A 21329-nucleotide genomic window follows, 5' to 3' on the forward strand; every position below is an offset into this window, starting at 1 on the left:
ACCACGTCCGCGCACCCGCTGTTTAGGCTCATTCGGGCATTGAGACCGTGTGTTCTTGCTCAAGCCCATCCTTGCGCTCCCCGGCGTCTTCGGCTTGCTGGCGTTTGCTGGCCTGTCGTTGACCGCGCACGCGCCCGTCGTGCAGGCGCGGGCGGTGGTCCCGCTGAGCGATGTCGCGCGTGCCGCGGTCCCCGTCGCGAGTGCGCAAGACGATGATGCGGCCCCGCCACTGCAACGGCGCTTCCGCCGATCGCGCGATGGATTGTTCTACGTCACCGCGCGGGTCAACGGAGTTGCGGTACGCTTCCTGCTGGATACCGGCGCGACCATGGTCGTCCTGACGCCGGCAGACGCGACCCGCGTCGGCGCGGCGTTTGGCGGACCGGCGCGACATACGATGATGGAAACCGCCGCTGGGCCTTCGGCGATCGATCGTATCACACTCGATCACGTCGCGATTGCCGGACATCGCATTACGGATGTCGATGCAGCGGTCGTGCGGCGCGGGTTGAAGGTCTCGCTGCTCGGTCAGGACCTGCTGTCGCAGCTGGGGCCGGTCACCATATCCGGCAACGCGCTAGAACTGAACTGAAGTTCCGAACCGGCGATCGCGCGGCGCGGGCCGGTTCCGGCTTTAGCGCGATCCTGCGACGGACAAGGTGCCACTACGCCGACGCCGCAGAGCGCCGCCGATCATCAGGAACCCGCCGAGCAGATACAGCCACGTCGACGGCTCTGGAACTGCGGATACGGGGGTGGGATTGTTCGTTCCCGTGTTTGGATTGCCCGTTCCGCCCGTGCCGGGCGTACCGCCCGTTCCTGGTGTACCGCCGGTGCCGCCGGTTCCGGGTGTGCCGCCGCCAGGGCTTGCAACGAATCCGGGCGCGCCGGTGACGGCCTGCGCAATCACGGGGGAGAACGGTTGTCCTGCTCCTTCGGGCGCGGGGCTTCCGGTTGCGACATCCGCAACGACATCCTGTACAAACGGGATGGCGTTCGGGTCGGCGACCGTGTCTCCAGCGGACGATACGGGGGGCAAGCCGCGCGCGAACGCTACACCTGGATATTCGGCGCGGCGCGTGCCGCGATCGGCCGGCGGATTGCCGCTACGCGTGGCCGCGGGACCGCGCGGTCCAGCCAGACCCGACAGATAACTGGCACGGCGTGCGGGACCATCCGAATCAACGGTCGCGGTGAAGGCCTTGGGCAGGCCGCCATCGGTAATGAAGACTGCACGTGTATTCTGCGGTGCTGCGGCAGCAATCAGGAATACTACGCTCAGCGCGCCGACCGTAACGGTGCGGGCCGTGTTTTCGCCGCGGTTCAATTCGGATACTTGCTCAGCCATCACGGATCTATAGCATCGTCTAGCAAAATTGCGACCTGTTTCATCATGGTGATTCCCGCTGTGGGACGGGTTTCATTTAGGGTAAGGCACGCTCGGTGCCCAAGCATGCCGTTGGGTAGACAGACAAAACGGGGTGGGAAATGAACCTTTCGGTGGCTTGCTCGTGATTCGACCGCATGGGACCGTTCGCGGCCCGATCCTCCTCAGCGTCGCTGCCGCTACCGTATTGAGTTTGGGGGGATGCGGGGGCGCGCCGAAACCACCGTATGATGATTCGCAAAAGCTCGTGCGAGCAACCCTCAAGATCCTGACCAACGATGGCAACGTGATTTGCGTCGACAATCGCACGAACGGAAAGCCGCTGGCGATCTTCGCGACCATGGCGGTCGCCCCGGCGCCGTCGCGCCGCCCGCTGGCGTGGCATCACGTCGTGCCGCTGCGGTCGAGTGAGGCGCTGACGACGCGGCAGATCTATCAGGACACGATCGTCGATAAGCCCTCGCACATCCCCGACCCCACCAACACCACCCCCGCGCTTGGTTTCCTCGAGCAGCAGCAGCTCAACAATGCCGCCATGGTGCAGTCACGCAGGGGGCATACCAGGACGGTCGATTTTCCCGGTGGCTTCGACAACCCGCGCGTCGATGCGCGCTGGTGGCCGTTCGTCCGGCTATCGCGCAAATGCTATCTGAAATACGTCGTTTCGGATCCGGTGTGGATGGACGATCTGGGCTTTGTGACAATCAATATCGAGCATTGGGGAACGACCTACGCGTTCAAGCGCCGCGATCGGGATTGGGTCGCGGTCGGGCAATGGAGCAACTGGCTATTCTAAGCCGCGCTCAAGTCGCGTCGTCGCCGAACAACGGCAGCGCGACGGGGCCGTCGGCAAGCGAATCGAAAGTCGACACGGTCACGCCGACCAGCCGGATGCCCTTGACCGGCGGCAGCACCGACCGGATCAGGTCGGTGCTGGCCGTGTGCAGTTTCTCGGCGGTATCGATCGGGCCGGGATAAGTGCGGCTGCGCGTGATCTGCTGGAAATCGGTGTATTTGACCTTCACCGTCACCGTCCGGCCGAACGCCTGCGCCTTGTCGCACCAGCCCCACACGTCGTCCGCCATCTGCCGCACTCCGGCTTCGATCTCGATCGGGTCGAGCAGGTCGCGGTTGAACGTCGTTTCCGAGCCCGACGATTTGCGGATCCGGTCCGGATCGACCGGGCGATGATCCTCGCCGCGTGCGATCGCGTGGTACCAGTCGGCAGCATTGCCGAAATGCGCGCGCAGGAAGGCGATCGGCTTCGCGCGCAAATCGGCCCCGGTGGTGATTCCCAGCGCCTGCATCTTCTTCGCGGTGACGGGGCCGACCCCGTGGAAGCGTGCGACCGGTAACGTCTCGACCCACGCCGCGCCCATGTCGGGCGTGACCGCGAACTGGCCGTTGGGCTTGCGCTGGTCGGACGCGAGCTTCGCCAGGAACTTGTTGTACGAGATTCCCGCCGATGCCGTCAGCCCGGTCTCCTCGAGGATTCGCGCGCGGATCGCCTTTGCGGTCGCCCAGGCGGTCGGCAGGCCCTGCACGTTGGCGGTGACGTCGAGATACGCCTCGTCGAGCGACAACGGCTGGACGAGCGGCGTATACTCCCGGAAAATCGCTTGGATTTGCCGCGAGACCTGTTTGTAGACGTCGAACCGTGGCGGCACGAACACCAGATCGGGGCAGCGCCGCAGCGCGGTTACCGATGGGAGCGCCGACCGCACGCCGAACACCCGCGCCTCGTAACTCGCCGCCGCCACGACGCCGCGCGCAGCGGCATGGCCGACCGCGATCGGTTTTCCGCGCAGCGATGGGTCGTCGCGTTGTTCGACCGAGGCGAAGAACGCGTCCATGTCGACATGGATGATCTTGCGGGGCGGCGGCGGCTCCATCCGCGCCTATTAGGACAAAACGAACGGAAGGGGAACGCTTTAGCGCATCACCCGAGCGCGTCCGCCGCAGTGCCGATCGCCGCATGGACCCGGTCGAGGTCCGCATCCGTGATGCTATAGGGCGGCATGACATAGACTGTGTTCCCCAACGGGCGCAGCAGCAGGTCCGCGTCGCGGAACCGCTTGAGCAGCGCGGGACCGAGGCTGGACAGATATCCGCCGCCCGCCGGATCGACCAGATCGACCGCGGTGATCGTCCCCAGCGTCCGCGCGCCGCGAATGTTGCGGTGACCGGAGAGCGCGGCGAGGTGGCGTGCCTGTCGCGCCGCGAGATCGGCGATGCGCGCGCGGACAGGCTCTTCCCGCCATATCGCGAGGTTGGCGTTCGCCGCCGCGCAGGCGATCGGGTTGGCGGTGTAGCTCGACGAATGGAAGAACATCTTCGACCGGTCGGTCGAGAAATGCGCGTCGTAGATCGCGTCGGTCGCCAGCGTCACCGCGAGCGGGACCGCGCCGCCGGTCAGGCCCTTCGACAGGCACAGGATGTCCGGCACCACGCCCGCTTGTTCGCATGCCAGCAGCGTGCCCGTGCGGCCCCATCCGGTCATCACTTCGTCCGCGATGAACAGCACGTCGTGCCGCGCGCAGATCGCGCGCATTTCGGCGAGCACCCAAGCCGGATAGAACAGCATCCCGCCCGCGCCGAGCACCAGCGGCTCGACGATGAACGCGGCGGGCTGCTGCCGACAGGCTGCCTCTAGCGCATCCAATGTGGCCTGTTCGTGCCCCGCGGCCGGGAAAGGGATCGTCCCCACGTCGAACAGCAATGCGCCATACGCCTGGTTGAACACCCCGCGTGCCCCCACAGACATCGCGCCGATCGTGTCGCCGTGGTAGCTGTGTTCGAGCACGAGGATCCGGTCGCGCGGCGTGCCGCGATTGGCCCAATAGCCCAGCGCCATTTTCAACGCGACCTCGACGCTGGTCGAGCCCGAGTCCGAGAAGAACACGCGCGTCAGCGCTGGCGGCAGCAACGCCGTCAGGCCGCGCGCGAGCGTCTCGGCGGGTTCGTGCGTCCAGCCGGCGAAGATGATCTGATCGAGCCGCTGCGCCTGCTCGGCGATCGCGGCCATGATGCGCGGGTGGCAATGCCCGTGCGTCGTCACCCACCAGGATGAGATCGCATCGACGATCCGTCGCCCATCCGCGGTGTGCAGGATCGCGCCTTCGGCATGGGTGACGCGCGGGATCGGTTCGCCGAGCCCGTGCTGCGTGAACGGGTGCCAGATCGGCGAGTCGATCATCGGAATGCCGCCAGGTCGAAATGCTCGGCGAACGCGGCGGCGAGCGTCGCCGCGTCGAGCGTTTGGAGGCGGGGCAGGCGGCCCAGACGGGGGACCTTGCCGATCCGGGCGATCGTCGCTTCGCTGTCGGGTTCGGATTCGCCGATGAACGCAACGCCGAGGATCGGCACGCCTCGCGCGCGCAGCGCCTCGATCGACAACAGGCTGTGGTTGATCGTCCCCAGCCCGGTGCGTGCGACCAGCACCACGGGGCGGGCCCAGTGCGCGAACAGGTCCGCGAACAGCAGATCGGGGGTGATCGGCACCAGCACCCCGCCCGCACCCTCGACGACCAGTGGCCCGGTCACGGCGGGGAGCGCGAGCCGGTCGAGCTCGATCGTCACCCCGTCGATCGCCGCCGCGCGGTGTGGCGAGCATGGGGTGGCGAGACGATACGCTTCCGGCAGGATGTAAGAGGCGGGCAATCCCGAGAGCGCGGCGACGCTGTCGGCGTCGCTGCGGGGATCGAGCCCGGCCTGCACCGGCTTCCAATAATGCGCGCGCATGGCCCCCGCGAGCGCGGCGGAGAAGACGGTCTTGCCGACGTCGGTGTCGGTCCCGGTGACGATGACGGTGGGGGTGGTCATGGCAGGATCTCCCGCAAGGTTTCGGCGAGGCGGTCGATCGCGGCCTCGTCCACGTTGAGCGTCAGCGAAATCCGCAGCCGCGCGGTGCCTGCCGGGACGGTCGGCGGGCGGATCCCGCGAATGTCGAACCCCGCCGCCTGGACTGCCGCCGCCACGCGCATCGTCGCGGCGTCGTCGCCGATCAGCAGCGGCAGGATCTGCGATCCGGTCGGCGTCACGCCGCACGGGGCAAGCACGCGTTCGGCATGCGCGATCAACGCCGCCAGCCGCGACCGCCGCGCGGGTTCGTCGGCCAGGATCCGCAAGCCTTCGCGCACCGCACTTGCCATCAGCGGCGAGGGCGCGGTCGAGAAGATGAAGCCGCGCGCGCGGTTGACGAGGAAATCGCGCGCCACCGCCGGGCCGCACACCAACGCGCCCTCGCTACCGAGCGCCTTGCCGCACGTCCGCAAGGTGATGACGGTCTCGCGACCCTCCAGCGCCGCCGCCAGACCGCGACCGTCCGGCCCGAACACGCCGGTCGCATGCGCTTCGTCGATCAGCAGCATCGCGTCGTGCCGCGTCGCGACCGCGAGCAGATCGTCGAGCGGCGCACGATCACCGTCCATGCTGTACAGGCTCTCGACCGCAATCCATGGTCGCCCCGTCGCGCCGGTCGCGCGCCACTGCGTGATCACCGTGTCGACCGCCTCCGCATCGTTATGTGTCGCCGCGCGGGTTTCGGCGCGGCCGAGCCGCATGCCTTCGTGCGCGCTCGCGTGGACCAAAGCGTCGTGGACGACCAGATCGCCCCGTTGCGGCAAAGTCGCGAGCAGTGCCGTATTGGCAGCGTAGCCGCTTGCGAAGAACAATGCGGTCTCGCTGCCGAAGAACGCCGCCGCCTCGGTCTCCAGCGTTTCATGCTCGGGGTCGTTGCCGCGCAGCAGCCGCGATCCGCCCGAACCGATTGGAACGCCACGCGCCAATGCGGCGGCGACCGAGTCGCGCAACCGAGCGGATCCCGACAGCGCGAGATAGTCGTTAGACGAAAAATCGGTTCCGCTGCGCGGCTGGAGCCGGCGAAGGCGGGCTTGCCGTTCGATCGCGCCAAGGTCCTGCTGGTGCGTCGCCCACACGGACGGTGTCGCGCCCTCACGCCAACCGCTTTCGGTAGCGTCGCGGTTTTGCTCGATATTCCAGTCCATTGTCGTCAACCGTCGAAACCCTTCTGCCGCACTATCCACGATCTTCCCGCTGCGCTTCGAACGCGGGGAGCATCTAACGCTGGACGTTCCTCCGTCGCAGGTAGATGCAAGGCGCACCGCATGCCACCACGAAGGGCGTATCGATGGGACCGTGGCTAATATGCTGAGACGTGTCATGATTTTCGTGATCGGAATCGCGGCGCTCGGTACGGTGGGGTTCGGGGTGTTCGCATGGCGCCCGTCGATCGCCAGGATTCCCCGGCCGGATGCCACCCGCTTCGCTCCGGCGCTGGTTGCCAAAGGCGCGGTCCTCGCCAGTGCGGGGAATTGCGCGCGCTGTCATACCGTCCGCGGTGGTCAGCCCTACGCGGGCGGTTATGCGATGAAAACTGCTGTGGGAACGGTCTACGCCACCAACATCACGCCGGACCCGAAGACCGGGATCGGCAACTGGTCCGAACAGGCGTTCGATCGCGCAATGCGCCAGGGTGTCCGGCGGGACGGCGCGCATTTGTTTCCGGTTTTCCCCTATGGCCATTTCAGCAAGCTCGCGGACGGCGACGTCGCCGCGCTTTACGCCTATTTCATGACGCGGACCCCGGTCTTTGCGCGGGAGGAAAGTTCGACGATCCCGTTCCCGCTCAACGTCCGCGCGCTGCAGGCGGGGTGGAAAGTTGTGTCCTTCCGGCCCGGTCGCTTCGTTCCCGACCCCGAACGCAGCGCAGAATGGAACCGCGGTGCCTATCTGTCCGAAGCGGTGGCGCATTGCGGTGGATGCCATACCCCGCGCGACATCCTTGGCGCGGAGAAGACGGCGCTGGCTTATACGGGCGGGCGGAGCGACGGCTGGACCGCACCTGCGCTCCCCCCGGCTCGAGGTGCGGCGGCGTGGTCGCACGAGGATTTGGTGACGTATCTGTCGGGTGGGACCAGCCCGCGTCACCGCGCGCCCGCTGGGCCGATGGCGGCGGTGGCACGCGGCCTTGCCAAACTACCCCCCGCCGATGTTGCGGCGATCGCGACCTATTTCACGAACCGCGCCGCTGGCGTTGGAGGCAAGCCGACGTCGCACGCGGTCACCCGGTAACAGCCCGCAGACCGGGGGGCACACCGCGCGACGCCTTGGCGATCCGGTCGAGCGCTTGCGCTTCGATCTTCTCCAGCTCGCCGAGTGTTTCCGCGATGGCGTCGCGTTGCGCATCAAGCCGGTCGATCCGTTCCCGACAGCGTTCCGCCAGCGCGCGCATCTGTTCCACATGCTGCGGGTCGGCATCATACAGGTCGAGAAACTCGGTGATGTCCGCCAGCGTGAAGCCGAGACGCTTGCCGCGCAGGATCAACTGCATCCGTGCGATCTCGCGCTTGGTATAGACGCGGATCGCACCGACTCGTCCGGGCGTGATGAGCCCGCGGTCTTCGTAGAAGCGCAACGTCCGTGGCGTGATGTCGAGCATCCGCGCGACCGCGTTGATTCCCGTCAGCTCTTGCCGGTCTTCCAATCCGCTCCTCCAATGACGCGTCGAGGAATGAGGGCGCGCACCCGCCCCGGAAGGGCAAGGCGGCGTGCCGCGCGTCTTGGGTGTGAGTGTCGCGGATTTGCGACGATAAGGGAAACGCCATCTTTCCGTCGGATCGAGGAACCGTCCGGAACGTCACCTAAGGCGTTGCCCAAGTGTCACGTTTCACGCCGCATCGCGCTTTCTCGATGCAAGAATGCTTGACGCTGCCGCTCATCCTTATAGGCGACGTCGGACATGCCGTATACGGCATCGGGCTCGCGCATAAGACGGGGGCCGAACGACGACGGACGACCGCACAGATGTGGCGTCCATACCGAAACGTCCGTGCCCCAGCGGGTCGACGGGCAGGTTGGAGAGGATAGAGGATGTCTTTGCTGATCATCAGCGCACTGCTTGCCGTTGCACCGGTTGCCACCGATACCGTGATCGGTCGCTGGAAGACCGAAACCCACAATGCCATCGTCGAAATCGCGCGCTGCGGCGCGTCGATCTGCGGGCGGATCGTGACGTCGGATGCGCTCCGCGCGAATCCCGGCATGAAGGACAGCAGAAATTCCAACGCCGCCCTGCGCAGCCGCCCGATCGAAGGGATGCTGTTCCTGACCGGCTTCAAGCCCGACACCGATGGCGTGTGGAGCAACGGTCAGGTCTACAACGCCGACGACGGCAAGACCTACAATGGCAAGATTACGCCTGTCGGTGCCAACCAGTTGAAATTGCGCGGCTGCGTCTTCTTCCCGCTGTGCAAGACACAGACCTGGACGCGCGTGCGCTGACGCTTTCCTCCTCCGCTTACCAGTACAGGAAACCTCAATGCCAATTCGTTTCAAAGCCCCGTTGCTGGGCGCGACCGCGCTTGTCTCGTCGATCGGTTTCGCCGGCGTCGCGCATGCCGACGCCTTCTACCTAGAGGCGCAGTCCGCGCGCGGTGCGGGCCGTGCGTTTTCGGGGGAGGCCGCCGATACCGGACCTGCATCGCTGTGGTGGAACCCCGCCGCGATCGCCGGGATCACCGATGCTGAAGCCGCTGTCAGCGCGACCGCGATCCTGCCCAAGGGCGAGGTGATCGACAATGGTACGCTGATCCGCCGCCCGGGGCAGGCGTTTGCGCCGGTCGGTGGCAATGGCGTGTCGCGCGACCCGATCAACAATGGCGTCCTGCCGAGCGGCGCGATCGCCTATCCGATCAACGACCGGATCGCGGTCGGCCTCGCGGTCACCTCGCCGTTCAGCTTCACCACCGATTACGACGCCAACAGCTGGGCGCGCTACAGCGCGGACAAGACGCGGCTGCGGACGATCGACATCCAGCCTTCGGTCGGCATCGTCCTCACTGACTGGCTGCGGGTCGGCGGCGCGCTCAACGTCGAATATACCGACGCCTTCCTCAGCAACCAGCTCCCCAACGTCCTTGCATCCCTTCCGGACGGCACGCAGACACTCAAGGGCCACGGCTGGGACTTCGGCTGGACCGCGGGCGTCCAGCTCCACAACGACATCGCCACCGTCGGCATCAGCTACAAGTCGAGCATCGAGCATACGCTGACCGGCCAGCTCAACATCTACAATCTGGTCGGTCCGCTCGCCGCATCGAACACGTCGCTGTCGGACGTGCAGGCGAAGTTCCGCACCCCGGGGCAGGTGATGGTCGCGGGGCGTCTCAAGGCGACCAACGCGCTGACGCTCAACGCGCAGGTCGTCGCGTATAACTGGAGCAAGTTCGACGCGATTCGGCTCGGCGCGCCGCTCAACGTCGCGCTGCCCGAAAATTACCGCGACAGCTGGAGCCTCGCGGGCGGCGTCGATTATGCGCTCAGCCCCAAGGCGACGGTGCGTGCCGGTCTCCAGCGCACGATCACGCCGACGCAGGACGGCTTGCGCGACGCGCGCGTGCCCGATGCCAACCGCTGGACCTATGCAGCGGGCGGCAGCTACCAGCTGACCCCGCACATCGCGCTCGACGCGGCGGCAAGCTATGTCGACTTCAGCGACACGACGATCGACCGCGTGACCGCGGCCTATGCCGGAACCCCGGCGCAGACGCCCGTCGTCACCAACGGCCTGTTGCGGAATGCGCATGCCGTCGTGCTCTCGCTCGGGGGGCGCGTGACCTTCTGACCGGACGGTGGGGAGGCTAAAGGCTTCCCCATCGCCCGTTCGGCGAAAGGATCGTGGAGGCAACTGCGCGTCCCGGTTCGGGAACGCACCCAAGGCTTACAACAACAACCGTTGGCGTTTCGCGCGGATCACGGCACAACGGACTTATGGGCGTAACGTCAACAGTCTCTACTCTTGCCGAACTTGCCGAACTTGCAGGCGTTTCGGTCGCCACCGTATCCCGGTCGCTCTCCGGTAACACCGTGATCGCCAAGGCCACGCGCGAACGCATCGTCGCGCTGGCGAGTGAACATGGCTTCCAGGTCAATCAGGCCGCGCGCAACTTCCGCCTCGGGCGGACCGGTGCGATCGGCGTGGTCCTGCCGCTCGGGCATGAGGCCGAGCAGCATCTCTCCGATCCGTTCTTCATGAGCCTGTTGGGGCCGCTCGCCGATGCGATCGCGGATCGCGGGCATGACCTGCTGCTGTCGCGCGTCATTCCGAACGACGATCGCTGGCTCGATGCGATCGTCGATGCCGGGCGCGTCGACGGCGTCATCGTGGTCGGCCAGTCGAACCAGATCGACGCGATCGAGCGTGTCGCGCAACGCTATCGCCCGGTGGTCGTGTGGGGCGCGACGATGCCCGGCCGGATGCAGACCACCGTCGGCACCGACAATGTCACGGGCGGGCGGCTCGCCGCGGACCATCTGCTCGCGCAGGGGCGGCGGCGGCTGGCGTTCTTTGGGAATACCGACGTGCCCGAATTCGCCGCGCGCTACGCCGGGTTCCAGCAGGCACTGGCGGCGGCGGGAATCGAACCGGCGGCGCTGCTGCCGGTCCATTTGACCAGCGAAGCGTCGTACAGCGCGATCGAGGCGTATCTGGCGAGCCACGCTTCCCCGGACGGCATCGTCGCCGCGTCCGACGTCATTGCGATGAGCGCCTTGCGGGCGCTGACCGGGCGCGGGAAGCGGGTGCCGCAGGACGTCGGCGTCGTCGGCTATGACGATGTGGTGATCGCGATGCACACCAATCCGCCGCTGACGACGGTGCGACAGGACGTCGCGCGCGGCGCGGTGACGATGGTCGACCTGCTGTTCCGCCGGATTGCCGGCGAGGACGTGCAGTCGGTGGCGATGCCGCCCGAACTGATCCTGCGCGCCTCCGCCTGATCAGGGGCGGGCGCGCGTATCCGGCGTGCGGACGAACCACGTCGCCACCGCCGCCGCCAGCATCATCCCGCCGCCCAGCAGCAGCACGTTCCGTGGATCGCCGCCCAGCAACGGGCGATAGGCGAGCCACACGAACAGGATCTCGATCATCATCGGGATGACGATGAACATGTTGAAAATGCCCATGTACACTCCCGTCCGCTCGGGCGGGATGGCGTTGGCGAGCATCAGATAGGGATTACCCATCAGGCTGCCCCAGCCGATCCCGATTCCGATCATCGCGACTATCAGCAGCGGGATCGACCCGGTCGACGCGATCGTCATCATCGCCAACCCCGAAGCCACCATCGCGACCGCGTGGATCGGTCGCGCGCCGAAGCGCCGCGCGAACGGCACCATCGCAAAGGCCGCGACGCAGGCGATGAAATTGTAGAAGGCGCCAAGCTGTCCGTTGAGCAGTCCGGCGTCGCGGAAGCCGACGCTGGTCGGGTCGCTGGTGTTGAACACGCCGCGCGCCAGCGCGAGCACGACATACTGCCAGTAACAGAACATCCCGAACCACTGGAACAGCATCGCCACCGCAAGCTGGCGCATCGTCGGCGGCATGTCGCGGATCGCCGCGGCAAGCCCGCTCAGGGTCGAGCGCAACGACAACGGGTCGGCGGTGATCGCGGCGTCTTCCTCGCGGGTCAGCGGCAGTTCGGGGACGCGCCATACCGACCACAGGATGGTGGTGATCGACAGCACCGCGCCGATCAGGAAGCTGATCCGCGTGATTTCCGGGATCCCGTTGCTGTCGAGCGTGTCCTTGTTGATGCCCCACCACACCAGCAGCGACGGCGCGAGGTAAGACAGCGTCTGCGCCAGTCCGGTGAAGGCGCTTTGCGTCAGGAAGCCGAGCGGGCGTTGCGTCTCGTCGAGGCGGTCGCTGACATAAGCGCGATACGGCTCCATCGTGACGTTGTTCGCGGCGTCGAGCACCCACAGCAAGCTCGCCGCCATCCACAGCGTGCGGCTGTAGGGCATCGCCAGCAGGCACAGGCTGCACAGAATCGCGCCGACGAGAAAATAGGGGGTGCGCCGCCCGAGTCGGGTACGGGTGCGGTCGCTCATCGCGCCGATCAGCGGCTGGATGATCAGCCCGGTCATCGGCCCCGCGAGCCAGAGGAGTGGCATGCTGCCCTCGTCCGCGCCGAGATAGCTGTAGATCGGCCCCATGTTGCTCTGCTGCAGCCCGAAGCTGAATTGCAGCCCGAGAAAACCGAGGTTCATCTGCAGGATACGGGCGAACGACAGATGCACTTTGCCGGCCGATACGCTGGTCACGTCTCACTCTCCCCGTCGACGAACTGTTGCCGTCCTGCAACGCGCTGTAGCTGTTTGCGCAAACGATTGCAAATTGTGCTTGCAATCGTTTGCGAGACGGGATTAGGTCCGGATCGAGCCGAATAACCGGCCGTTCCGTTCCAGGAGAGTGACATGTTGAAAGGGCGCACCCTTTTCCTTGCGACGACCGCGTTGATGGTCGCCGCCCCGGCTTATGCCCAGCAAGCGCCAGCGGCCAGCCCGCCCGCCGAACCCCAGATCGATACGCCAACCGATACCGCAGCAGCGAGCGGCGACGACATCATCGTCACCGCGGTCGCGCGCGGCCAGAACCGGCTCGACAGCTCGGTCTCGGTCAGTTCGATCAGCAGCGACGCGATCGCGCAGGCCGCACCGCGCTCCGCCGCCGAACTGTTCCGCAGCCTGCCCGGTATCCGCTCCGAATCGTCGGGCGGCGAGGGCAACGCCAACATCGCGGTGCGTGGCCTGCCGGTCGCGTCGGGCGGCGCCAAGTTCCTGCAGCTGCAGGAAGACGGCCTGCCGATCCTCGAATATGGCGACATCGCCTTCGCCAACACCGACATCTTCCTGCGCGCGGACTTCAACGTCGCGCGCGTGGAAGCGGTGCGTGGCGGGTCGGCCTCGACCTTCGCTTCCAATTCGCCCGGCGGCGTGATCAACCTCATCTCCAAGACCGGCGAGCAGGAGGGCGGCTCGATCCAGGGAACGGTCGGGCTCGATTACGGCGAATACCGCATCGACGCCGATTACGGTGGCAAGCTGAGCGATACGCTGCGCTTCAACGTCGGCGGTTTCTACCGCGTCGGGGAAGGGCCACGGCGCGCGGGCTATGACGGCAACAAGGGTGGCCAGATCCGCGGCAACATCACCAAGACCTTCGATCGCGGCTTTTTCCGGCTGAACGTTAAATACTTGGACGATCGCGCCATCGCCTATCTGCCGAGCCCGGTTCGTGTGACGGGGAGCAACAGCGACCCGAAATACACCTCGCTGCCGGGTCTCAGCGCGAATAGCGACACGATCCACAGCATCTATTTCACGCGTGCGGTCACGCTCGACGGCGCCAACAACCGCGAGGTCGACGATATTCGCGACGGGATGCATCCGGTCGTCAAGGCGGTTGGCTTCGAAACCGAATTCGAGGTCGCCGACGGATGGAAGGTCAGCGACAAGTTCCGCTATTCGGACATTTCCGGTCGGTTCATCTCGCCGTTCCCGGCGAGCGTCGACACCGCGCAGAACCTAGCCAATGCGATCGGTGGCCCGGGCGCGATCCTGAGCTATGCCAACGGACCCAATGCGGGGCAGCTTTACGCCAACCCGACGACCTCGAACGCGATCGGGGTCGTGCTGTTCAACTCCAAGCTCAACAGCCTGAACAACATCACCAACGACCTGCGGGTCAACCGCCGGTTCGCCGCGGGGGCGGGGACGGTCGACTTCTCGGCGGGTTTCTACAAGTCGCGCCAGACGATCGACATCGACTGGACCTGGTCGTCCTATCTGCTTGATGCGCAGGGCAACAACGCCGCGCTGCTCAACGTGCAGACCGCAACCGGGCTGTCGCGGACCGACAATGGGCTGGTTGCTTACGGCGCGTCCTATTTCGGCAATTGCTGCCGCCGCAGCTACAATGTCGATTACGACACCAATGCGCCGTTCGCGTCGATCGGCTATACTGGCGGCGGCTTCAACGTCGACGCCAGCGTTCGCTACGACACCGGCAGCGCGCGCGGCTTCGTGGTCGGCGATGGCCCGGTGACAAGCTTCGACGTCGACGGCAACGGCACGATTTCCTACCCCGAGACGCAGACGACGATCCTGCCGATCAACAACCCGCAGCCGGTCAATTACAACTTCCACTATGCGTCCTATTCGTTCGGCGCGAACTATCGCCTGGCGAGCGACCTCTCGATCTTCGCGCGCTACAGCCGCGGGGGTCGTGCGAACGCGGACCGGTTCCTGTTCAACCCGAACAACGTCAGTTCGGTCTCGGGCCGGCTCCAGCCCGGCGCGCGGCCGGTTGATTTCGTCCGGCAGGCGGAAGGCGGGGTGAAGTACAGCCACGCCGGGTTCAACCTGTACGGCACCGCCTTCTGGGCGAAGACCGCCGAGCAGAATTTCGAGGCGACCAGTCGGGCGTTCTTTGACCGCACGTACCGCGCGTACGGCGTCGAGCTCGAGGGCAATTATCGCATCGGCGGGTTCAGCCTCGCGGCCAACGGCACGTTCACCAAGGCGAAGATCATCAGCGACAACGTCACCCCCGCGGTGATCGGCAACCGTCCGCGGCGGCAGGCCGAGTTCGTCTACAAGGTGACCCCGCAATATACGACCGGGCTGTTCACCGTCGGCGCGAGCGCAATCGGCACGACGTCGAGCTATGCGCAGGACACCAACCAGTTGAAGCTGCCGGGCTTCACCCAGGTCAACGCCTTCCTCAGCGTGCGTCCGGTCCAGCGCGTTCAAGTGTCGATCAACGCGAACAACCTGTTCGACACAAAGGGCTTTACCGAAGCAGAGGAAGCGTCGATCCCGACCAACGGGATCGTTCGGGCACGGTCGATCAATGGTCGCACCGTGTCCGCCGCGGTCAAGCTCGACTTCTGAACCGGACGGCCCGGGCGTGCTGCAGCGCGCCCGGGCCGACTGCGCTTTTCCTCCCCAGTGAGTAGCAGTTTATGACGACTATCTGGTCCCGCGATGCGGTCGCCTCGATCGCGCACCAGCCGTTTGTGCAAGTGCCCGCGATCGCGGCGAACGAACTTCCCCCGATCCTGCCGGGTTTCGACCTGTGGGATTACTGGCCCGTACAGGAACGTGACGGGAGCGTCGCCGACATCGCTGGCGGCGCCTTGCAGATGCTGCTGTCCGCGCCGGTGCTGCCCGATCCTGAATCGCGCCATGCGCTCGCGCGGATCCGCGCGATGCACGAGACGGCGGACGGTTGGCGCGATCTCGGCGATCTGTTGCCAGACGGCCTCGCGCCAGGAAGTCGCGAATGGTCGGGGTCGGCGATCGTCTCGCCTGAGCACGACCGCGTGACGCTGTACTTCACCGCCGCTGGTCATCGCGGCGAGGCCGAACCCAGTTTCGACCAGCGCCTGTTCGAGACCAGCGCCGCACTCACGATTGCGGATGGCCTGCCGCAGCTGTCGGGCTGGACGACGCCGATCGAGTCGGTCGTGGCGGACGGCGTGACCTATACGCGCGACATGACCGGCGGCGGCGGGATCGGGACGATCAAGGCGTTCCGCGATCCCGCGTGGTTTCGCGATCCGGCCGACGGCGCGGAATATCTCCTGTTCGCGGCGTCGCTCCAGCAGTCCACATCCCCGTGGAACGGCGCGGTCGGCGTCGCGCGGCGCGAGCAGGGGGAGTGGCGGCTCCAGCCCCCGCTGATCACCGCCGACGGCCTCAACAACGAACTCGAACGCCCGCACATCGTCCATCACCACGGGCACTATTATTGTTTCTGGGTCACACAGCGGAAGGTGTTCGCGAGCGACGGTCCCTCGGGTCCGACCGGGCTGTACGGGATGGTCGCGGATCGCTTCGCCGGGCCGTGGGTACCGCTCAACGGCAGCGGGCTGGTTTGCGGCAATCCGCCCGAAGCCCCGCTCCAGGCGTATAGCTGGCTGGTCCTCGACGATTTACGGGTTCTAAGCTTCGTAGACCGTCCCGGACTTGCGCGAAACCCGGTCGATATCGACGAGGCGCGGCGTCATTTCGGTGGCACGCCGGCGGTTCCGTTCCGGCTCGCGCTGGATGGAGACCGCGCGACGATCGCCTGATCGCATCGCGACGAGGGCGGCGGTGGGCCGCCCTTCAGACCGTAACCTGTTCGCCCAATTCCAGCACCTTGCCCGGCGGAATCCGCAGGAATTCGGTCGGGTCGCTGGCGTTCCGCTGAAGGAACATGAAGATCCGGTCCTGCCACAGCGGCATGCCTTGGTTGGCGGCTGGCTTGATCGTGTTGCGACCGATGAAATAGCTCGTTTTCGCAGGGTTGAGCGTCTTCTTGTGCGACGTCGCCTCAAGCCCGAGGTCACGCGGCACGTCGGGCGATTCCATGAATCCATAGGTCAGCACGACGATCGTGAAGTTCGCATCCACCGGGCGGATTTCGGCGCGTTCCTCGGGAGCGATCGACGGGCGGTCGGCGGTGCGGATGCTGACGACCAGGTTCTTCTCGTGGAGGACTTTGTTGTGCTTCAGATTGTGGAGCAACGCGCCGGGCGCGCTGTCGGGGTTGGCGGTCAGAAACACTGCGGTCCCCTCGACCCGCTCGGGCGGACGCTTCCCCAGCGCAGCCGCCAGATCGGCGAGCGGGACGCTCTGCCGCGCCTCGAACGCTCGAACGATCCCGCGTCCGCGGTTCCAGGTGTAGATCACCAGCCCGATACCGCTCGCGACGACCAGCGGGACCCAGCCCCCCTCGATCACGCGCAGGATGTTTGCGCCGAAGAAGATCAGGTCGAGCGTCAGGAACGGCAGGATCACCGCAAGCGCCAGCGGACGGCCCCAGTTCCAGCGATGCCGCACGACGATATACGCGAGCAGCGTGGTCACCACCATGGTGCCCGTCACCGCGATGCCATACGCCGCCGCCATCGCGGACGAGGTGCGGAACTGCACGACCAGCACCAGCACGCCGAACAGCAGCAGCCAGTTGATCGAAGGCAAATAGATCTGTCCCGCTTGAGTCGCGGAGGTCTGGCGAATGCGGAGCCGGGGTAGCAGCCCGAGCTGGATCGCCTGTTGCGTCAGCGAATAGGCGCCGGTGATGACCGCCTGGCTAGCGATCACGGTCGCCGCCATCGCGAGCACGATCAGGCCCGGGCGAATCGACGCGGGCGCCATCAGGAAGAACCAGTCCTGGTTGTGGAACGGCTGGCCCGCGGCCTTGGCGGCTTCCAGCGCATTGAGCGCGAATGCCCCCTGGCCGAGGTAATTACAGATCAGGCACGGGAAGACGAGTGCGAACCAGCCGATGCGGATCGGCAGGCGACCGAAATGCCCCATGTCGGCGGTGAGCGCTTCCGCACCCGTGACGGTCAGGAACACGGCACCGAGCACGAACAGCCCGGTGACGCCGTGGTCGAGCAGGAACAGCGCCCCATAGTGCGGCGAGACGACCCGCAGGATCGAGGGTTCGTCCGCAATATGCCAGAGGCCCAGACCGCCGAGAACGAGGAACCACACGAAGCACACCGGCCCGAACAGCTTCGAAACGCTGGCGGTGCCACGGCTCTGGATTGCGAACAGCGCGATCAGGATGACGATCGTCATCGACAGGATCACTTGCTCGTTGATGGCGGTTTCGAGCCCCGGGATCGTCTTTAGTCCCTCGACCGCGGACAGCACCGACAGCGCGGGCGTGATGATCGCATCGCCATAGAACAGCGATGCCCCCGCTGAACCGAGCACGAGCGCGATCAGCGATCGTTTGCCGAGCGCACGCCGCGCCAGCGCGGTGAGGGCGAGCACGCCGCCTTCGCCCTGATTGTCCATGCGCATCAGGAAGACGACGTATTTGACCGTGACGACGAGGATCAGCGACCAGATTGCGAGGCTCAGCACGCCAAGGATCTCGCCGGTCTCCAGGCCGTCCTTGCCCGTCAGCTCAAGCGCTTCGCGGAACGCGTAGAGCGGGCTCGTCCCGATATCGCCGAAAACGACGCCGATCGCGCCGATCGTCAGCGCAAACAGCGCAGGATGCGGGGTCGCGCCATGCGGCGGGGAAGCGGTGGAAGTGGCGGTGGCAGCGGACATAATGGGTTAGGCGACCTGCCGGAAAGGACGGCGCGCTTTACGCTTGTGGACACGGAGCGCAAGCGCTTTCGTGAACGTTGCATGAAGCAAGGCTTTGCGGCATGGGCAAGGACATGGTTCCCTTTTCGTTCGCCGGTCACGATTTCCTAGCACTCCGTAGCGGCGCCTTGTTCTGGCCGGACCGCACGGCGCTGCTGGTCGCCGATCTGCACTTCGAAAAGGCGAGCTGGTTCGCGCAGCGCGGGCAGATGCTGCCGCCGTACGATTCGCTCGTCACCTTGAGCGGACTCGCAGACGATCTTGCCGCCACCGGCGCGCGCGAGGTCTGGTGCCTGGGCGACAGTTTCCACGACGATGGCGGGTGCGATCGGCTGCCGACGATGGCGCAGGATCAGTTGCGGACGCTGACCGGCGCAACGCGCTGGACGTGGATCACCGGCAATCACGACAGCGGGATGGTCGATCGCTGCGGCGGCACGGTGGTCGACGAAGCGGTCGTCGATGGGTTGGTGCTGCGGCACGAGGCGGACCCTGCCGAGACGCGGCCCGAACTCTCCGGGCATTTCCACCCCAAACTGCGGTTGCGCGTGCGCGGGCAGAATGTTTCGCGGCGGTGTTTCGTCGCGACGCCGACCAAGCTGATCCTGCCCGCATTCGGCGCGCTGACCGGCGGGCTGGATGCGCAGCACCCCGAGATCGTGCGCGCGGTGGGGAAGGGGGCCGAGGCGCTCATTCCGATCCAGGATCGGCTGTTGCGGTTCCGACTGGCGGCGTAGGGACTCGACACCGATCTGAAGGAGCCGCCCCGACTGTGGTCGGGACGGCCGCCTCGATCAGCTCGCCAGTTGCGGGAACCCCGCGCGGAACGCCGCGACCTTGGGCTTGTCGAACGTCACGATATACGGGTGGTTCGGGTTCCGGTCGTAGAAATTCTGGTGATACGCCTCTGCCGGATAGAACGCACCGGTCTCGATCTTCGTCACGATCGGCTTGGGGAACGCATGTGCCTTGCCCAGTTGCGCGATGTAAGCTGTTGCTACCCCGCGCTGTGCCGCGTTCTGCGGAAAAATCGCCGAGCGATAGCTGATCCCGCTGTCCGGCCCCTGCCGATTGAGCTCGGTCGGATTGTGCGCGATCGAGAAATAGACGCGCAGCAGCGTGGCATAGCTGACCTTCGCCGGATCATAGACCACGCGGATCGCCTCGGCGTGGCGCGTCGTCTCGGTCGAGACCTGGTCGTAGGTCGCGGTGTCGCGCGTGCCACCCGCATAGCCCGCGGTGACCTGGCGGACGCCCTTCACATGTTCGAACACCGCTTCCATCCCCCAGAAGCAGCCTCCCGCGAACACCGCAGTCTGCGGGCCGGTCGCACCGGTCACGTCGGCAACGGCGGCAGGGATCGGAACCGCGCGCTCGGCCTGCGCCGCGCCACCGGCAAAGACGAAGGCGACCGCGCCGACACAGGCGGCGGTGAAGAGGACGGGCTTGAGCATCGTGGCGGACCTTTCGACTCGGCGCGCGTTCCGGCGTGACCGGAGAAGCTACGCGCGCCGCTGCAAAAGGATGTCGGTATGCCTCAGTGCCGCTTCAAGCCACGGACTCGGTGCCAGATATAGAAAGCGATCGCGGCGATCAGCACGATCCCGATGACGAGATCGGCGCTGTGGAACGCCGCCTTGACGCGCGGGTCGCTGTTCCACTTGTTGCCGAGCTTCATGCCGACCCAGGCAAGCCCGAAGCACCACGGCCATGATCCGAGGAAGGTGTAGAGGTGGAACGGGATCAGCGGCATCCGCGCGACGCCCGCCGGAAAGGCGATGAACGAGCGGATCACCGGGAGCAGCCGGCCGATCAGCACTGCGATTCCGCCGAACCGCGCGAAGAAACGGTCGGCGGTGTCGAGCTCGCCCGGCCCGATCAGCACGTAGCGGCCCCAGCGTTCCGCCATCGGGCGTCCACCGCGCTTGCCGATTTCATAAGCGACGATCGACCCGAGGTTGCACCCGATCGCGCCCGCGGTCGCCGCCCAATACAGGTTGAACCGCCCGACCGAGACGAGATACCCCGCGAACGGCATGATGATCTCGGACGGCAGCGGGATGCAGGCGGACTCGATCGCCATCAGCAGGGCGATGCCGACATAGCCCCCGCTGGAAATGACCCAGATGGTGAAGGTGGCGAGCGTGGCCAGGATCTTTTCGAACATGGGGTCGGGCTTTGCCCTGTGGCGCGGCGGGGGGCCAGCGGAAATATGACCTGAGCGGGTGAGCGGGGTTCCCGCGCGCGGCCATGATGCTAAGGCGTGCGGCATGAACGAGTCGGACAAACGCGCCGCTGCGCTCGCTGCCATAGGAGAGGTCCAGCCGGGCATGGTGGTCGGGCTGGGTACGGGGTCGACCGCCGCGTTTGCGATTGCCGCGCTCGGCGAGCGTCGGCTCGATATTCGCGCGGTCGCGACCAGCCTGACGAGCGAAGCGCTGGCGCGTGCGGCGGGGATCGCGCTGATCGATCTGCCCGCGCGGATCGACCTGACGATCGACGGTACCGACGAGATCGATTCGCAGTTCTGGGCAATCAAGGGCGCCGGCGGGGCAATGCTGCGCGAGAAGGTCGTCGCCAGCGCCAGCGCGCGGATGATCGTGATCGCTGATTCGTCCAAGCGGGTGGCGACCATTGGCGCCGCGGCGATCCCGGTCGAAGTCCTCCCCTTCGCGCAAGTCTTTGTCGCCGCCCGCCTCGTCGCGCTCGGCGGCACGGTCGTCCCGCGCGCGGGGTTCGTCTCCGATCAGGGAAACCCCGTTTTGGACTGTCACTTTCCGCTCGACACGGACCATGTCCGCCTCGCCGCCGACATTGCGCAGATCCCGGGCGCGCTCGGCCACGGCCTGTTTCTCTACGAAGTTTCCGCTGCCTATATCGCTGACCATGGCATCGTTACGCGACTGGAACGCAGACGCGCTCCGGATTAAACCCCACCCATTCCGGCAACCCGACCGACGCGGAAGCGTTCAGGGCGCAACAA

Annotated in this window: 20 protein-coding genes; 10 read left to right on the plus strand and 10 right to left on the minus strand. The window is 66.2% G+C overall.

Annotated features, from left to right (window positions below):
- Nucleotides 1–49: 49 nt before the first annotated feature.
- Entirely contained in the window at nt 50–592 is a 543-nt protein-coding gene (locus tag ABIC16_RS06195) for a retropepsin-like aspartic protease family protein (protein WP_354290442.1), read from the plus strand.
- A gap of 42 nt (nt 593–634) precedes the next feature.
- Here the strand turns inward: ABIC16_RS06195 and ABIC16_RS06200 are convergent, their stop codons facing one another.
- A complete protein-coding gene (locus ABIC16_RS06200; protein ID WP_354290443.1) occupies nt 635–1348 on the minus strand; it encodes a PEPxxWA-CTERM sorting domain-containing protein in 714 nt (237 codons plus the stop codon).
- A gap of 286 nt (nt 1349–1634) precedes the next feature.
- Here ABIC16_RS06200 and ABIC16_RS06205 point away from each other — a divergent pair, with 286 nt between their 5' ends.
- A complete protein-coding gene (locus tag ABIC16_RS06205; protein ID WP_354290444.1) occupies nt 1635–2183 on the plus strand; it encodes a hypothetical protein in 549 nt (182 codons plus the stop codon).
- 7 nt (nt 2184–2190) lie between these two features.
- Here ABIC16_RS06205 and dinB read toward each other — a convergent pair whose 3' ends face one another.
- From dinB to ABIC16_RS06225, 4 genes are read right to left on the minus strand one after another with little or no spacing between them, the layout of a single operon-like run.
- A complete protein-coding gene (gene dinB, locus ABIC16_RS06210; RefSeq protein ID WP_354290445.1) occupies nt 2191–3279 on the minus strand; it encodes a DNA polymerase IV in 1089 nt (362 codons plus the stop codon).
- A gap of 47 nt (nt 3280–3326) precedes the next feature.
- Nucleotides 3327–4583 (minus strand): adenosylmethionine--8-amino-7-oxononanoate transaminase, encoded by a 1257-nt coding sequence (locus ABIC16_RS06215; RefSeq protein ID WP_354290446.1) that lies wholly within the window; start codon nt 4581–4583, stop codon nt 3327–3329.
- On the minus strand, nt 4580–5209 hold the full coding sequence (bioD, locus tag ABIC16_RS06220) for a dethiobiotin synthase (RefSeq protein WP_354290447.1): 630 nt from the start codon (nt 5207–5209) through the stop codon (nt 4580–4582). The genes ABIC16_RS06215 and bioD overlap by 4 nt, the downstream gene beginning before the upstream one ends.
- Entirely contained in the window at nt 5206–6393 is a 1188-nt protein-coding gene (locus ABIC16_RS06225; RefSeq protein ID WP_354290448.1) for an 8-amino-7-oxononanoate synthase, read from the minus strand. The genes bioD and ABIC16_RS06225 overlap by 4 nt, the downstream gene beginning before the upstream one ends.
- Before the next feature lie 175 nt (nt 6394–6568).
- Here ABIC16_RS06225 and ABIC16_RS06230 point away from each other — a divergent pair, with 175 nt between their 5' ends.
- Nucleotides 6569–7480 (plus strand): c-type cytochrome, encoded by a 912-nt coding sequence (locus ABIC16_RS06230; protein WP_354290449.1) that lies wholly within the window; start codon nt 6569–6571, stop codon nt 7478–7480.
- Here the strand turns inward: ABIC16_RS06230 and ABIC16_RS06235 are convergent.
- Nucleotides 7470–7892, minus strand: a complete 423-nt coding sequence (locus ABIC16_RS06235) for a MerR family transcriptional regulator (RefSeq protein WP_277969457.1) — start codon at nt 7890–7892, stop codon at nt 7470–7472. The two genes, ABIC16_RS06230 and ABIC16_RS06235, sit on opposite strands and share 11 nt — an antisense overlap.
- A 386-nt stretch (nt 7893–8278) precedes the next feature.
- Here ABIC16_RS06235 and ABIC16_RS06240 point away from each other — a divergent pair, with 386 nt between their 5' ends.
- The 3 genes from ABIC16_RS06240 (at nt 8279) to ABIC16_RS06250 (ending at nt 11185) form a co-directional block, all read left to right on the plus strand.
- Nucleotides 8279–8689, plus strand: a complete 411-nt coding sequence (locus ABIC16_RS06240; protein ID WP_354290450.1) for a DUF2147 domain-containing protein — start codon at nt 8279–8281, stop codon at nt 8687–8689.
- Nucleotides 8690–8726: 37 nt separating this feature from the next.
- Entirely contained in the window at nt 8727–10031 is a 1305-nt protein-coding gene (locus tag ABIC16_RS06245; protein ID WP_354290451.1) for an OmpP1/FadL family transporter, read from the plus strand.
- Between the two features lie 146 nt (nt 10032–10177).
- Nucleotides 10178–11185, plus strand: a complete 1008-nt coding sequence (locus tag ABIC16_RS06250) for a substrate-binding domain-containing protein (protein WP_277969454.1) — start codon at nt 10178–10180, stop codon at nt 11183–11185.
- Here ABIC16_RS06250 and ABIC16_RS06255 read toward each other — a convergent pair whose 3' ends face one another.
- Nucleotides 11186–12511, minus strand: coding sequence for an MFS transporter (locus tag ABIC16_RS06255; RefSeq protein WP_354290452.1), 1326 nt, complete (start codon nt 12509–12511; stop codon nt 11186–11188).
- Nucleotides 12512–12664: 153 nt separating this feature from the next.
- Between ABIC16_RS06255 and ABIC16_RS06260 the strand changes: the two genes are divergently transcribed.
- Together ABIC16_RS06260 and ABIC16_RS06265 are read left to right on the plus strand one after the other, a co-directional pair.
- Complete coding sequence (locus ABIC16_RS06260) at nt 12665–15142, plus strand: TonB-dependent receptor domain-containing protein (RefSeq protein ID WP_354290453.1); 2478 nt, start codon at nt 12665–12667, stop codon at nt 15140–15142.
- Nucleotides 15143–15213: 71 nt separating this feature from the next.
- The gene (locus ABIC16_RS06265) at nt 15214–16326 is read left to right on the plus strand and encodes a glycoside hydrolase family 68 protein (RefSeq protein ID WP_354290454.1); all 1113 of its coding nucleotides are present in this window, start codon (nt 15214–15216) and stop codon (nt 16324–16326) included.
- A gap of 34 nt (nt 16327–16360) precedes the next feature.
- Here ABIC16_RS06265 and ABIC16_RS06270 read toward each other — a convergent pair whose 3' ends face one another.
- Entirely contained in the window at nt 16361–18307 is a 1947-nt protein-coding gene (locus tag ABIC16_RS06270) for a potassium transporter Kup (protein WP_354290455.1), read from the minus strand.
- Nucleotides 18308–18420: 113 nt separating this feature from the next.
- On the opposite strand from ABIC16_RS06270, the gene pdeM reads away from it, so the two are divergent.
- Nucleotides 18421–19083, plus strand: coding sequence for a ligase-associated DNA damage response endonuclease PdeM (gene pdeM / locus ABIC16_RS06275; protein WP_354292270.1), 663 nt, complete (start codon nt 18421–18423; stop codon nt 19081–19083).
- A gap of 57 nt (nt 19084–19140) precedes the next feature.
- Here pdeM and msrA read toward each other — a convergent pair whose 3' ends face one another.
- Together msrA and ABIC16_RS06285 are read right to left on the minus strand one after the other, a co-directional pair.
- Nucleotides 19141–19800, minus strand: coding sequence for a peptide-methionine (S)-S-oxide reductase MsrA (gene msrA / locus ABIC16_RS06280; RefSeq protein ID WP_354290456.1), 660 nt, complete (start codon nt 19798–19800; stop codon nt 19141–19143).
- A gap of 83 nt (nt 19801–19883) precedes the next feature.
- The gene (locus ABIC16_RS06285) at nt 19884–20513 is read right to left on the minus strand and encodes a DedA family protein (protein ID WP_354290457.1); all 630 of its coding nucleotides are present in this window, start codon (nt 20511–20513) and stop codon (nt 19884–19886) included.
- 103 nt (nt 20514–20616) lie between these two features.
- Between ABIC16_RS06285 and rpiA the strand changes: the two genes are divergently transcribed.
- Nucleotides 20617–21276: a ribose-5-phosphate isomerase RpiA gene (gene rpiA / locus ABIC16_RS06290; protein WP_354290458.1), complete on the plus strand. Its 660-nt coding sequence runs from the start codon at nt 20617–20619 to the stop codon at nt 21274–21276.
- Nucleotides 21277–21329 lie beyond the last annotated feature (53 nt).

It is taken from the genome of Sphingomonas sp. PvP055 (assembly GCF_040546365.1).
Classification (GTDB): domain Bacteria; phylum Pseudomonadota; class Alphaproteobacteria; order Sphingomonadales; family Sphingomonadaceae; genus Sphingomonas; species Sphingomonas echinoides_A.

What these genes read in the sequence shown, in the direction of transcription:
- ABIC16_RS06215 (WP_354290446.1), bottom strand. Translation starts at nt 4,583, where the DNA reads ATGATCGACTCGCCGATCTGGCACCCGTTCACGCAGCACGGGCTCGGC.
- ABIC16_RS06230 (WP_354290449.1), top strand. Translation starts at nt 6,569, where the DNA reads ATGATTTTCGTGATCGGAATCGCGGCGCTCGGTACGGTGGGGTTCGGG.
- ABIC16_RS06225 (WP_354290448.1), bottom strand. Translation starts at nt 6,393, where the DNA reads ATGGACTGGAATATCGAGCAAAACCGCGACGCTACCGAAAGCGGTTGG.
- ABIC16_RS06240 (WP_354290450.1), top strand. Translation starts at nt 8,279, where the DNA reads ATGTCTTTGCTGATCATCAGCGCACTGCTTGCCGTTGCACCGGTTGCC.
- ABIC16_RS06250 (WP_277969454.1), top strand. Translation starts at nt 10,178, where the DNA reads ATGGGCGTAACGTCAACAGTCTCTACTCTTGCCGAACTTGCCGAACTT.
- pdeM (WP_354292270.1), top strand. Translation starts at nt 18,421, where the DNA reads ATGGTTCCCTTTTCGTTCGCCGGTCACGATTTCCTAGCACTCCGTAGC.
- ABIC16_RS06285 (WP_354290457.1), bottom strand. Translation starts at nt 20,513, where the DNA reads ATGTTCGAAAAGATCCTGGCCACGCTCGCCACCTTCACCATCTGGGTC.
- dinB (WP_354290445.1), bottom strand. Translation starts at nt 3,279, where the DNA reads ATGGAGCCGCCGCCGCCCCGCAAGATCATCCATGTCGACATGGACGCG.
- rpiA (WP_354290458.1), top strand. Translation starts at nt 20,617, where the DNA reads ATGAACGAGTCGGACAAACGCGCCGCTGCGCTCGCTGCCATAGGAGAG.
- ABIC16_RS06270 (WP_354290455.1), bottom strand. Translation starts at nt 18,307, where the DNA reads ATGTCCGCTGCCACCGCCACTTCCACCGCTTCCCCGCCGCATGGCGCG.
- ABIC16_RS06200 (WP_354290443.1), bottom strand. Translation starts at nt 1,348, where the DNA reads ATGGCTGAGCAAGTATCCGAATTGAACCGCGGCGAAAACACGGCCCGC.
- ABIC16_RS06245 (WP_354290451.1), top strand. Translation starts at nt 8,727, where the DNA reads ATGCCAATTCGTTTCAAAGCCCCGTTGCTGGGCGCGACCGCGCTTGTC.
- bioD (WP_354290447.1), bottom strand. Translation starts at nt 5,209, where the DNA reads ATGACCACCCCCACCGTCATCGTCACCGGGACCGACACCGACGTCGGC.
- ABIC16_RS06260 (WP_354290453.1), top strand. Translation starts at nt 12,665, where the DNA reads ATGTTGAAAGGGCGCACCCTTTTCCTTGCGACGACCGCGTTGATGGTC.
- ABIC16_RS06265 (WP_354290454.1), top strand. Translation starts at nt 15,214, where the DNA reads ATGACGACTATCTGGTCCCGCGATGCGGTCGCCTCGATCGCGCACCAG.
- msrA (WP_354290456.1), bottom strand. Translation starts at nt 19,800, where the DNA reads ATGCTCAAGCCCGTCCTCTTCACCGCCGCCTGTGTCGGCGCGGTCGCC.